The following is a 13,587-nucleotide window of genomic DNA, read 5'->3' on the forward strand; positions in this document are numbered from 1 at the left end:
CTCATCATACCTTGATTTCCAAAAGGAGGATAACGTTTTGCTTGTGACAGAAAAAACGGAAACTATTATATACGTGATACGGCTTCTGATAAATGCCAAAACGAACGTACTTGATCAAAAACGGTTAAATCAGGAATCACATATTCAGCAGAAGGAAGATTTATGTTTTCACCTATTCCCAATACATGCATGTTACCAGCCAAAGCTGCTTGACAACCAGCTTCTGAATCTTCAATGACCAAGCATGCATTTGGCGGTACATTCAATTGCTGTGCTCCTTTGAGAAAAACTTCTGGATCAGGTTTTGCTTTTGATACTTGCGTGCCGTCAATAAGGACATCAAAATAACTTGTCAAATTCGTTTTTTCTAAAATGAGGCGTGCATTTTTGCTTGCTGATCCCAATCCGATCTTGATGTTTGTTTTTTTCAAGTACTCAAGAACAGCTATTGCACCAGGCAAAACGGATGTTTCATCCATTTTTTGAATCGCTTGAAGATATAGATTGTTTTTTTGCTCAGCAAAGGCTGATTTCTCTTTTTCTGAGAATTTCTGTTCCATTTTTCCAAATGACAGCAATCGCTCTAGTGACTCGGTTCTGGATATTCCTTTCAGTTGCTCGTTTTCTTTCTCAGTGAATGGAATGGACAGCTGGTTAGCTAAAACCAGCCACGCTTCGTAATGATAACGAGCTGTGTCTACAAGAACGCCATCTAAATCGAATAGTGCTGCTTTGATTTTCATCGATTACCTCCTTGAAAATGAACGACTTGAAGTAAAGATGCGATGTTTTTAGCTGTGCGATGAAGATTATCAGTGGCTTGCTGTAAAGCTTCTTGTAAAGGCACAGCTGCAGGAAGGATCGGAAAAACGGCCGAAATGCCAACATCTGCTGCTTTTTCGCTTCCTTTACCAACACTTCCGCAAATAGCTATCACAGGAACGCCCTCTGGTACTCTTCTAGCAATCCCAACTGGCGCTTTTCCTTTTAGACTTTGTCCATCTAGACGTCCTTCGCCTACGATTACGAGGTCTGCTTGCTGTACCCGTTTATCGAACTCCAGTAAATCCAATACGTAGTCGATGCCAGAGACTATTTTCCCTGAAGCAAATGCTAACAGTCCTGCACCCATTCCACCACCAGCACTACTGCCCGATGCCTCGATTACTTGAGGGGCAAATCTCATATAAAAATCATGCATGGCTTGGTCAGCCACTGCTAATTCATTTTCTTTCAAGCCTTTTTGTGGTCCGAAAACAAAAGAAGCGCCTTCTTTTCCGCATAAAAGATTAGTAACATCAGTAATGACAGTGATTTTGGCTTTAATCAGCTCAATAGGCACGTTCGTTTTATCAACTGTAGCAATTTTACCTAGATTTTCTCCCAGTGCTTCTACTTTTTGATTATCTTGATCGTAAAAAGCATAACCTAGACCTTCTGCCATGCCGATGCCGCCATCGTTGGTACTACTTCCGCCAACGCCGATGATGATGTGTCGAACACCTTGTTGCAACAATTGTCGTATCAGTTCTCCTACTCCTCGCGTGGATAACCTAAGTGGCTGTTGTTGGTTTAGTGGGACATCTTTCAATCCGACGATTTCTGCCATTTCAAAAATCGCAGTTTGACCGTCTGAAGCGTACTGGATTTCTTTGTTTTTGCCAAATGCATTAGTAACGACTGCTGTTTGCCGCTTCAACCTTAAACTGTCTGCTAATGATGAAACCGTTCCTTCTCCTCCATCGCCTATAGGTAGCAGATCATATTCAGCCTGAACAAAAACTTCTTGAAAACCTGATTGAATGGCTTGTGCTGCCTCTAAGGCTGTCAGACTTTCTTTGAAAGAATCTGGCGCAATCAGAATACGCATTATTTTCCCCTCCGTTCCAAGATCAGTTCTTTTTCCAGCTGGTATTGGTCTCCATTGACAAAAATAGGTAATGTTTCTTTCGTCTCTTTTTTTATTACTATTTGTTTTTTTGTCAAAACAAATAGCAACCTGTGATTTTTCCAAATAAAAGGAAAAGAAATTTTTTCCCATGCTGAAGGAAGTCTTGGAGAAATAGAAAGAGTTCCATTCGTTACTGTAATACCTGAAAAACCAAATATAACTGCTAGCCATAGTGCTCCTAATGAAGCAGCATGAATTCCGTCATCTGATGAATGCGGATCTGGTCCTAAATCAATCAGGCACGCTTCTTGGAATAAATGATACGCCCATTCCATTTCTTGGATACGGCAAGCCTCTATGGCGTGAATCGCTTTACTCAACGATGAGTCGTGGATTGTTTTGTTTTCATAGTAATGCAAATTCTTAGAAACGATTGGTTGAGAAAAATACTCAGGTAATAAGTATAACAGCATGACAAGATCTGCTTGCTTGCTGACTTGGAGTTCATTTACTTCGCTACGGGCATAATCAAGTAAAATAGACTGGCTGCCAGGACGTTCTTTGTAAGTGGTCAAATCAATAACTGGCTTACTGAGATACGTGTCATCTTGCGGAATCAGCTGTTCTTTGTTAGGCACTGGCAAATATAACTTATCTAAAAAATTTTGACATTCTTTCAAAAAAAGCGGATCGCCAGCTTGATATTTAACAGCTAAGGCCACATTATAATGCGCCAGATAGTTCGTATATGCATTATTGTCGATATATTCTGTGTATTCATCTGGACCAATGACTCTGTGTATCTCTAAATGATCATCGACTTTTACAGCTCTGCTCAGCCAAAAAGCTGCTGTTTCATGAATGAGCGTTTTTCCCTTTGTTTCTAAAAACGATTGATCCTCTGTTGCTTGGACATACTCTTGAACGGCATAAGCAAGGTCTGCACTGATATGATGTTCTGCGGCAGCTGAAGCAACTTCTTGTCTTGTTCCGGTTTTGATATTCAATGCAGCAAATTTGGGTGTCTCTTCCTGACCAGTGTGTGCGCTTTCCCATGGGAAAAGTGCACCTTGATAGTGATAATCTCTTGCTTTTTGCCGTGCGCCTTCTAATCGATCATAACGGTACAGCAGCAAATTCTTTGCTACTTCAGGAAACTGATATAAAAAGAAAGGCAGGATAAAAATTTCCGTATCCCAGAAAACATGCCCTTTATAACCTTCGCCAGTTAGTCCCTTCGCCCCTACACTAACACTTGGATCATTGCGGGGAGTCATAATCTGTAAATGGTAAGCAGCGAAGTCCATCGCTAACTGATCGAAAGAAGAATCGCCTTGGATCGTTATCCGATGCTGATGCCAAAAATCTGTCCAATAAGACATCGACTGCTCTAAAATTTCTGTATAACTAACGCTTTTCTGGGCTTGGGCAATACTTTTCTTAAACGGGTCTGTTTGCTGAAGAGAGGTAGAGAGCACGATGATCTTCTCCAGCGTAAAGGACGTATTTTTTCTGATCTTTTCTGAAAAGGAAGCGGTGATCCGGCGATTTTTTGCTTGGAATACACCTGCTTTATTGAATTTAGCTGCAATCCCAATATCAATTTTACTTTCTGTTGTCTGGTAGGATGCACTGATCAAATCGTCACCAAATACTCGCAGTTCTTTTTCAACCAACTGCTGTGTACCAAAATTGGTTTGCTGTCCATCGATACCCGTTTTCACATCTACTTGGCAGTCTTCGGTCAACGGCTTGATGACCACTTTCAGGGCTGCCTGATGGAGATTATTTTGATCAGCAACACGACAAGTAATGACTTCCACTTTTTTTCCTTGAGCAGTTTCAATGAGCGCATAGCGTTTAAGCTCTCCCATTTCTAAATCTAGTGCCCGCTCGTATGCAAGAACTTTCATCGTCTCAAGAGAAAAATGTTCACCGTCGATTTTTATTTCCCATCTGATGACATCTGGGAGATTCACTAACTCGGCTGATTCTGCTCCTAAAGGTCGGTTATATACACCAGCTGCAAACATTCCCCTTACTTGATTCCGATAGTCTTCCTCCTGGCTTCCTCTGATACCAAAAAATCCATTTCCAATGGTCATCTGACTCGCATACTTATTGATATACTCTAAATCAAACTGTTTTTCTTCTACTTTCATAAGGTAATAACTTCTCCTGTTTCTGCCGAACGATATAAATTTTCCACCAGATTCTGGATGACATATCCTTGCCAGCCATCTGCAATCATCTGAGTCTGGTCACCGAGCGCCCGATTCACAAAATGAGCCATACTTAGTTCATGTGGGTCATTAACTGGCGTGGTCTTTTGTAAGGAAACCAGCTTTCCATCTACATCTTCGAATAGTTCGCCTGGATACAGATTAGCACCTGCCTGATCGCCACAAAAAGCCACATTCAGTTTGTCTTCTCTGATATTCAAAGCAAACGAAGTATTCAGTTGGATGATCTTGCCGTTTTCTAATTCCAGTGTGCCAAAAATTGCATCTTCTACTGTGAATTTGCTTGGATCCCATTTCCCGAATTTCCCTGAATTTTTTTTCGTACCAATTTTTTGGAAGCTGTACGCCCGAACGCTTTTTACTTTAGGAAATCCAGTAATATACATCGCTGTATCAAGCATGTGAATGCCATAATCGATCAAAGGCCCGCCTCCTTGAAGTTCTTTGTCGATAAACGTTCCCCAGCCTGGAACACCAGACCGACGAAGCGCATTCGCTTCTACGTAATAAATATCCCCGAGAACATCAAGATGATTCTTGATCATTGTTGCTTCGTCAGAAAAACGATGCTGGAATCCATAAGCCAAAATCTGCCCGTTTTTATCGGCTGTCTCTGCCATCTTTCTTGCTTGATCAGCTGTCATAGCTGGTGGTTTCTCGCACATCACTGAAGCATTAGCTTCGAGGGCAGCCAATACATGTTCGAAGTGAAAGCGATTGGGTGTACAGACACTCACGATATCGGGAGAAATCTCATTCAGCATTTGTGTAACTGATGTATACGCATGAGAAAATCCTGTACGTCGGCAAAAGTCTTCTGCTCGCTGGCTGACTGGATCAACCACAGCGGCCAATTCTAAGACATCTGATCTTTTTTGATAATAAGCAGCATGTACTTTTTCTGCTACTTGTCCAGCGCCTATGATTGCTACTTTCTTCATTTATTTCTCCCTCCTTTGCTTATTTACTTATTGTTATTCTTTCTCTATTCTTTCTCTAAATCATTTAAATGACGCGCTGTTTCCAGACAGTTTTTCAAGTATTGCAATGATTCCTGATAAATTTTCACTTCATTTTCTCCTCGCAAACGACATTCATATACCATATAACCTTCATACTCATTTTGAAGTAGCGTTTGAAAATGGCGAGTAAAATCAATTGCGCCAGATCCTGGTTGGTAGCGATGATTATCTGCTAAATGGATATGACCCACATACTCTTTTTGCGTAGTCAATGCTTTTGAAATATCATCTTCTTCAATATTCATATGATAAAAATCAGCGATGATCTGCACATGTTTCAATTGATTAGAGTCAATGTAATGACGCGCATCCGCTAACAAATTGATCATATGGTCTTGGTATCGGTTCAAAGGCTCCAAATAAATAACCGTACCTGTTTCTTCGGCTACTTTATCTAAATAACGAAGTGATTCGCTGACTGCTTTATAGTCTCCTTCTTTGCTTCGGGGTGAAACCATCGGCGGTAATCGATAAGTGAACATTCCCCAAGCTGCTGGGATAACGATTCCTTTGCCTCCAACCTCGCTTAGTGCACGCAAAATCTCAGCAATTTGACGTACACCATTAAGACGCCGTTCTTCGATAAAGTCACCGATCCACCCATCGTAGCCGTTACAAGCTGTCACTACTGGGATCCCTGTTTCTTTGATTGCCTGTTTGACTGTGTCGATATTTTCTATTAACAACTTACCGTCGATTTCGTATTCTTCAAATCCACAGTCTTTGATAAATCTAAATTTTTCTAAAATGTCTCTTGGGAAAAATGCTTGATCTTGCGTACCGAATTTCATTGTTCTCCTCCTCGGACTTGAACGCCCATTTTGATACTTTCTTCTGGGTGCTGGTCTACATAACGCATGTAAGCTTCTGCGCTTTCTGCAAATGGCACAACTGGATCAATGATTTCTTCACAATCCAAGTAACCGTTCATCAATAATTCCCAACATGTGTCCTCGATTCGTTTACGGTTCCATCTTGGGTAATCTGGGTTTGGTTCACTAGATGCTCGAGCAAAGACGATTTTTGCATTATTGAAATGTGCTTCGCGACCAAGATTAAACCCAGCTGGAAAAGGTTTAGCAAAGGCAACATAAGAAATGATCCCGCCATAGCCGATCCCTCTTAAAGAAGCTTGTAATGCGGCAGCACTGCCACTCGTTTCAATAACTGAATCTACTCCACGTTTATCTGTCAATTCCTTTAGACGAAAACCGACATCTGCTTTCATAGGATCTAGCGTGTAATCGGCACCGTATTTTTCTGCTAATTCTCTACGCTGCGCTATGGGATCGATCCCAACGATGGTAGTAGCACCTGCTTTTTTAGCTAATTGAATCGCAATTTGCCCGATAGCGCCTAAACCGAAGATTGCTACAGCATCACCTGCTCGAACATGTGCTTCCCGGATACCACCTAAAGCGAATTGAGCAGGATCGTAACATACTGCATTTTTCCATTGATCCAACCGATCAAGTTTACGTAGTTTATAATTATCAACACCGTTTGTAATCAGCGTTTCACGAATGGGTCCATAAGTGCAGACTAACTCTCCTTTTTGATACTCTGTCACCAAACTGCCCGTTTCTTCGATCGTACCGACAATCATATTTCCTAATTGAAATTCGCCAAATACCACACCGCGTTGGCTTCCTTCTTCTCTTGGCAAGAATAGGCGCCATTCTTCTGAAAATTCTTCATCGATAAATGGACTTAATCCTCTAAAGTCGACAATTTCTGTTCCTGGTTTTGGAGTAGCGAAAATTACTCGGATACGTACTTCGTTCTTTTCGATCTCACGGTCTTCGTAATCTTTGAATCCGGCTATTCTTGGTTCTAATGCAACTAATTTTTTCATCTTTTCTTTCCTCTTTCTTTTCTTTTTATCCTTTTACGCCGCCTTCGACTAAATCACCTTTAATAAATCGTTCAGATAACGCATACATAATGATGACTGGTAAAGCGGTCACCAATGAAGCGGCCATCATTCGTCCCCAAATGTAGTCTGGTGTACTGAATAATGTGTTCAAACCGATTGGTAAAGTAAATTTTTCGGAGGTCGACAGGAAAATCGAAGCAAATAAATAATCATTCCACGAAACCATAAAGCAATAAACGAAGACAGAAATGATTCCAGAAATAGCCAATGGTATAATGATCCGAATAATGATCTGGATCCGGCTAAGACCATCGATCATTGCTGCTTCTTCAATATCAGTCGGAATCGTGTCAAAATAACTTTTTAGCATGAATATCGCAGTAGGAAGTGTTTGAACGACCATCGTGATAATCAGTGCTGTATTGGTATCATACAAACCTAGACCGGAAATGATTTTAAATAATGGAACAACGATCAAAATACCGGAAAACATATAAACGGTGTAAAAGCTAGCATTGATTTTCGAGCGAACTTTGAAGCGTAGTTTTGACAAAGCGTATGCCCCGCTGATCCCAATCACTACTGCAGTTACGGAGGCTATCAAGGAGATCACTAAACTATTTTTGAAATACATGATGAATGGAAAAATCTCAGCATTGAAAATATCCTGATAATGTTCAAAAGTCCATTCTTTCGGAAAAATAGTTTGTGTCGTTGCAATTGCTTCTTGTGAATCCTTGAATGATGTCATCAGCATGATCAAAAATGGAAACAAATTGACAGCTAATAGCAACAAAATCGTCGCGTAAAATAAGATTTTCCTGCTCTTTTTATTTTTCATTTCAAGTCCACCTTCTTTCGTGAGAGCAAGACGACCGCTGCAATAATGATGAACAATAGAATCGATATAGCTGCTGCTTTTCCAAGATCATTGAACGCAAAGGCTGTCTGATACAAATAAACGCCTAAGATATTGACTTTATTCGTCAGTAGATAGACATCTGTAAACATATAGAACATCCAGATAGATCGTAAAACAATCACAGTTGCTAGTACTGGTTTGATTGCCGGCAGTGTCACGATCTTGAACTTCTGCCAAGCATTTGCACCGTCCATTTCAGCTGCTTCATAAAGCGTTTTGTCGACTGTTTGCAAAATAGCCAAAAATGAAATAAACGCATACGGATAGTATCTCCAGATAGCAAACAAAACGACCATAAAGAAGCTAGCAACTGGCTGGTCGAACCACAGCGGTGCTTCGTTGAAAAGCTGCAACCTATCTACTAACAGATCATTGACGATTCCATAACTATTATTGAACATATATTTCCAAGCAAAAATCAAAGAAATAGATGGCGTAACATAACTTAATAAAATCAGTGAACGCACCGTTTTCCTAAATCTGAACTTGCGGTTAAGCAAAATAGCTACGGCTAATCCTAAAGCTGTACTGCCTGCTACAACTAAGAATGTGTAAGCAACTGTTAAACCTAAAGAACGATAAAATTCACTATCACTTAAAATTTCAAGATAATTGCTTAATCCGATAAAAACGGCGTCTGAGTTAGGATTCAGCGGCATATCGAAAAAACTGATCTGAATATTGGAAAGCATTGGAATCAGCACTAAAACAGCTAATAAAAGCATGCTTGGTGCTAAAAGTCCCATGGCTAATTTTAAGTCAGAATGTTTCCTTGGACGATTCATTGAAACCTCCCCCTGATAATCTGCCAATAGCTATCTACTTTTTTCGAACACCATTGGCAGAACTTCTTGTTATTTCGTATTTTTTTGTGCGTCAGCTAAAGCTTGATCGACATCTTCGTTTCCGACAGTTACTTGGTTCACTGCTTTTCCGATCACACCTGAGCTTGTGATATCTCCCATTTTCGTGAAATTCTTTTCCCCGACTAGTCCAAAGACTTGTACTTCATCAAAAGCACTAGCAATCTCAGATGGCAGCTCGCCAAAAGACTTGATGACTTCATTTTCTTTGTAACCATCCAGTTCGACTACTTGTTTATTCACTGGTTGAGCACCACCAGGAGACATCAAGACCCACTTTTCCATGTTTTTCGGTTGAGATAAGAAAGCTGTGAATGCTTCAGCAGCCTCTTTTTGTTTCTCGTCTAGACCAGAAGAAATCGTCAATCCAGATACTGTGCCATAGACAGCTTGATCTTTTTGTGTTGGGATAGCAAAACCGATATTTTCTGAGTTCCCCGCTTCATAAACAGAAGGCAAAATGTAAGTTGAATAGATTGCCATTGGTGCTGTTCCATTCATGAAAGCATCTTTGATTTCTGTCACATCATTAGAGCCTGGCATCGTGTATTGGGATAAGTTTTGATAAAACGACAATGCTTCTCTCATCTTTTCCGTATCGATCGTTACCTCGCCTTCATCATCCAAAACATTTGCTCCATTTGACAAAGCAAATTGAGAGAACGCTTGCTCACTCATTGTTCCTTCAGCAGTAGGCATAGCAATTCCATATTGTTTATTCTCTTTATCTGTGAAATGTTGAGCAATTTTTAAAATATCATCCCAATTTTCTGGTTCTGAAAAACCAGCTTCTGATAATTTTTCTTTGTCATACCAAATACCTTGAACCCAGCCGCTAATTGGTGCAGCAATATAGCTTTTTCCATCTTCTGAACGAACAAGGTTTTTGGCTCCGTCATAATAATTATCTTCTCCAGCTTCCTCGATAACGTTTTGGACTGCCGTCTGATCAATCAGTTCATCTTTATCCATCACTTTAGCAAAATCCTGACTGACTTCCATTACTTCTGGTAATTTACCGGAACGAGCTAACGTAACGATTTTTGTATTGAACGCTGATTCTTCTACCGGCACTTGCTTGATTTTGATGTCTGGATTTTCTTTTTCAAAATCAGCAACCAGTTCATTGATCACACTTAATCGTTCCTGTTCGACAGAAGAGTGCATGAATTGAATCGTTGTCTGTTGTGATTCGTTAGAGCTTTGACTTTCACCACAAGCAGTAAGAAGAAATCCAGTAGCTAGCAGACAGGTAGTAACAATAATTTTTTTCATTTTTTTCCACCTCTTATTTTATTATTTTCAGCCACATATATTCATACGGCTGGAATATCAACTTTCGTTCTTGACTGCAATGGATAATTTGTCCAGAAAACAGGTCTAGGTAATCTCCTTTTGGTAAAAGATAACCTGCTGATTGATTGGAAAAATTATGGATAACTAAGACTTTCTCTTCCTTCGCTTCGCGAATAAAACTGATAAAAGAATCTGCTGAGTCCAGTAAGTAAATCAAACTATTCGGATGGAAGGCTTTTTCTTTTTTTCGAATAGATAGCATCTGGGTCAATTCACCATATACTGCTGTTCTTAATGGATCTGTCTGCAACTCTTTCTCAATATCTGCTAACAAAAATTTTTGCCGATTGATTTTTCGATTCTCTCCTGTTTTTTCTACGCCTTTGTAATCATTTCGACTTCCCAGCACACTTTGAATATAAATTGCCGGCACGCCTGGTAACGTTACCAAAAATGAATGAGCAGCTAAAAAGCGTTTGCTTCTCCATTCCGTCGTATCTGTTGGAGAACTTAACGCATCTAGATACGTAGCGTTTATCTCATATGGACTGGTCGTTCCATCTGGGTTTTTCTTGTAGTTTACTCGGGCACCCTCTTTCTTCAGCTGTTCCACTAATTCAAGGATCGTTTTTTCCGGCAGAATACCTCGTACCGGATTCAATCCGATACCGTCATGGGAGGCTAAAAAATTAAAAAAAGTTGTTTTTTTCGATGCGAAATCGATGGTTTTTAACCATTCTTTCAACTTACTTGTATTACCCGAACGAATCGCTTGAAGGGTCAAAGGTGGTAGCGAAAACTGATAGACCATCTGTGCTTCATTCTCGCCATTCCCAAAATAACTGATATTATCTTTGTGTGGCACATTTGTCTCAGTGATCAATACCGTTCCTGGAGCTGCTTCATCAGCGATTGCACGGAATAATTGGATGATTTTATGCGTTTCTGGCAGGTGTATACAAGAAGTTCCTAGTTCTTTCCATAAAAATCCCACAGCGTCCAAGCGAATAAATGAAGCGCCTTTTTCTAAGTAAAACAAAAGAATATCGATCATTTTCAATAAAACTTCTGGATTTTTAAAATTCAAGTCTACTTGATCTTCGCTAAAAGTCGTCCATACGTGTTTTTCTTTCCCGTTTTTGTCAATGAACGTTGTAAGTAACGGGCTGGTCCTTGGTCTAGTCACGCTGCTTGTATCTGTATCCAGTGGCAAATCAATAAAAAAATCTTTGTACGTATCATTCAAGTTTAAATATTCCTGAAACCAAGTACTTTCGGCAGACATATGATTGCAGACAAAGTCGAACATTAACCGTGTTTCGCTTCTCATTTCTTCTATATCTTCCCATGTGCCCAAACGGTCGTTGATTGCCTGATAATTTACAACGGAGAAACCATCATCAGATGTATATGGGAAAAATGGCAAGAAATGTACAACTCTAAATGTATCTGCCAAATACTTTTGATAAAATTTCTTAAATGTACGCAAAGTTGGTTGCTGCTCTTCAAAAAATTGATCCCCATAAGTAATCAAGAAAATATCTTCTTCGTCCCAATGCAGTTTGCCTGCCTGGCCTTTCTTCTGCTGATAAACACTGACTTTTTGTTCAATCATAGAGGCGGTTTTCTCAGACAAATCTGAGTCGCGATAAATCGCTTGTAAAAGTTTTGTATACATCGGATTCCCCTTTCTTTTTTGGGAGCGTTCCCAACGATTTGATCATATTATGGAAAACGCTTACTGTCAATAGCATTTTTTTAAATAATTTTGATATACACAAAAATACAAATAAGAAAGCTTATGTATCAATAATTAATAGCTTCTTAAAAAAATATGGTCTCTCATGATCATGCAAGCTATTCCTAAATTTTCAAAATCATAGACAAAAAAGAATGTCTATTGTACTATGGAATTATTCTAAAACGCTCCCAAAAAGGAGGTGCATATAAAATTGAAACCTACTATTTATGACATTGCGAAAAAAGCTAATGTCTCAAAATCAACTGTCTCCAGAGTATTAAATAACCAGCCAAATATCTCTGATAAAGCAAAAGCAAGTGTACTTCAAGCAATCAAAGAATTGAATTATGAACCGAGCAAAATTGCAAGAGGACTGTCAGGAAATGGTTTTGACGCGATTCTAGCATTATCTCATCGTACTTCTCATACGACCTATGGCAATCCTTTTTTTTCAGATGTTATTCAATCCATTTCTGCCGTTTCTGAACAAAATAACTTCGACTTGATTCTACAAACGGCAAAAACACCAGAAGAAGAGCTAGAAAAATGCGCGAAAAAGATCCAAGAAAAAATGATCCGAGGAATTATTATTTTAAGCTCTACGATGGATGAAACACTTCTTTTTGAATTGGATCAATACAATATTCCTATTGTGGTAATCGGAAAAGTCGGAAACGACTACACGAACATCTACTCAGTGGACACGGATAATTTCCAGGATAGTTACGATTTGGTGGAAACACTGATCAAGAATGGACACCGTCATATCGGCTGTCTCCATGCTCCGACAGAAGTTTATGTATCCAATGATCGTCTCAATGGTTACCGTCAATGCTTATTTGATCACCACCTAGATATCCGTAATGAATGGATTATAGACGGCGGCTTTCGCTTAGAAGATAGCATGGCAGCAATGAATGATTTAATGAAGCTACGAGAAAGACCAACTGCGATTTTTTCTACCGATGCATTAAAATCATTGAGTATTTACAAAGTGGCAGAACAATCTGGAAAGCAGATACCTGATGATCTTTCGATCGCAGGATTCAGTGATCCCTTATTGTCCTCCCTATTTTCGCCACAGTTGACTCGGATAGACATTCCGACAAATCAGTTAGGAATCAAAGCCACAGAACTTTTATTCCAACTAATCCACCACCAATACCCTGAAGAAAAAAGAATCATTCTTTCAACCGAGATTACTCTCACAGATTCGATCCAACAACAAGAAATGTAGAACAGAATTATAAAAGAACAGAAACACTGAGGATAAGTCAGTTACTCTGTTCTTTTTTCAATCACTCATCCCTCGTTACCCCCTCCCGGTATTTTAGCGAATTTTTCTTATTTTCCATCTGTTTTAGATAGCTGTGGATAACTATAATGTTTGTGTTAAACTATTTTTTCCACAGGGAAGAAAAAACTATTTTTAACCACGTTGTGTATAAGTTTTTATAGTTCGTTTTTTTAAACACATTTACCCTTATTTCAATCCATGTTATTTGGGGATACTTATCTCTAAAACATAAATAGAATAACAGACATGTCTACTGGTTTTGTTTTATTCGAGGAATTATTCAATAATAGCTAGCAAAATATTAAAAATAACCGCTCTATCTTCCCATCAATTTATTTTGCATTCAAAAAATGATCTATCTTTACTTTTGTTGATTGACTTCTCTTGGAAGATGATCGTTCCGATACCTTAATTGGATACGAACCGATGTTGTTAA

The 13,587-nt window shown here is 39.3% G+C and carries 11 protein-coding genes; 1 reads left to right on the forward strand and 10 read right to left on the reverse strand.

The window, feature by feature from the left end; translation table 11 throughout:
• Positions 1–65 precede the first annotated feature (65 nt).
• The 10 genes from pgmB to ACIFUW_RS13575 form a co-directional block, all read right to left on the reverse strand.
• Positions 66–743 carry a beta-phosphoglucomutase gene (gene pgmB / locus ACIFUW_RS13530; RefSeq protein ID WP_002288121.1) on the reverse strand — a complete coding sequence of 226 codons (678 nt, stop codon included), beginning with the start codon at positions 741–743 and terminating at the stop codon, positions 66–68.
• A complete protein-coding gene (locus ACIFUW_RS13535) occupies positions 740–1,870 on the reverse strand; it encodes a glycerate kinase (protein ID WP_002288122.1) in 1,131 nt (376 codons plus the stop codon). The genes pgmB and ACIFUW_RS13535 overlap by 4 nt, the downstream gene beginning before the upstream one ends.
• A complete protein-coding gene (locus tag ACIFUW_RS13540; RefSeq protein ID WP_002288124.1) occupies positions 1,870–4,053 on the reverse strand; it encodes a glycoside hydrolase family 65 protein in 2,184 nt (727 codons plus the stop codon). The genes ACIFUW_RS13535 and ACIFUW_RS13540 overlap by 1 nt, the downstream gene beginning before the upstream one ends.
• Complete coding sequence (locus ACIFUW_RS13545; RefSeq protein ID WP_002288127.1) at positions 4,050–5,075, reverse strand: Gfo/Idh/MocA family protein; 1,026 nt, start codon at positions 5,073–5,075, stop codon at positions 4,050–4,052. The genes ACIFUW_RS13540 and ACIFUW_RS13545 overlap by 4 nt, the downstream gene beginning before the upstream one ends.
• 44 nt (positions 5,076–5,119) lie before the next feature.
• Entirely contained in the window at positions 5,120–5,947 is an 828-nt protein-coding gene (locus ACIFUW_RS13550; RefSeq protein ID WP_002288129.1) for a sugar phosphate isomerase/epimerase family protein, read from the reverse strand.
• A complete protein-coding gene (locus ACIFUW_RS13555) occupies positions 5,944–7,011 on the reverse strand; it encodes a zinc-dependent alcohol dehydrogenase (protein ID WP_002288131.1) in 1,068 nt (355 codons plus the stop codon). Before ACIFUW_RS13555 ends, ACIFUW_RS13550 begins: the two co-directional genes overlap by 4 nt.
• Before the next feature lie 25 nt (positions 7,012–7,036).
• Positions 7,037–7,873: a carbohydrate ABC transporter permease gene (locus ACIFUW_RS13560; protein WP_169040313.1), complete on the reverse strand. Its 837-nt coding sequence runs from the start codon at positions 7,871–7,873 to the stop codon at positions 7,037–7,039.
• The gene (locus ACIFUW_RS13565) at positions 7,870–8,739 is read right to left on the reverse strand and encodes a carbohydrate ABC transporter permease (protein WP_002288134.1); all 870 of its coding nucleotides are present in this window, start codon (positions 8,737–8,739) and stop codon (positions 7,870–7,872) included. Before ACIFUW_RS13565 ends, ACIFUW_RS13560 begins: the two co-directional genes overlap by 4 nt.
• Positions 8,740–8,808: 69 nt before the next feature.
• Entirely contained in the window at positions 8,809–10,092 is a 1,284-nt protein-coding gene (locus ACIFUW_RS13570; RefSeq protein ID WP_002288135.1) for an ABC transporter substrate-binding protein, read from the reverse strand.
• 13 nt (positions 10,093–10,105) lie between these two features.
• The gene (locus ACIFUW_RS13575; RefSeq protein WP_002288137.1) at positions 10,106–11,791 is read right to left on the reverse strand and encodes an alpha-amylase family glycosyl hydrolase; all 1,686 of its coding nucleotides are present in this window, start codon (positions 11,789–11,791) and stop codon (positions 10,106–10,108) included.
• A 274-nt stretch (positions 11,792–12,065) separates the two neighbouring features.
• On the opposite strand from ACIFUW_RS13575, the gene ACIFUW_RS13580 reads away from it, so the two are divergent.
• Positions 12,066–13,091 carry a LacI family DNA-binding transcriptional regulator gene (locus ACIFUW_RS13580; RefSeq protein WP_002288139.1) on the forward strand — a complete coding sequence of 342 codons (1,026 nt, stop codon included), beginning with the start codon at positions 12,066–12,068 and terminating at the stop codon, positions 13,089–13,091.
• Positions 13,092–13,587: the final 496 nt, after the last annotated feature.

The organism is Enterococcus sp. PLH-Efm8, from assembly GCF_053011625.1.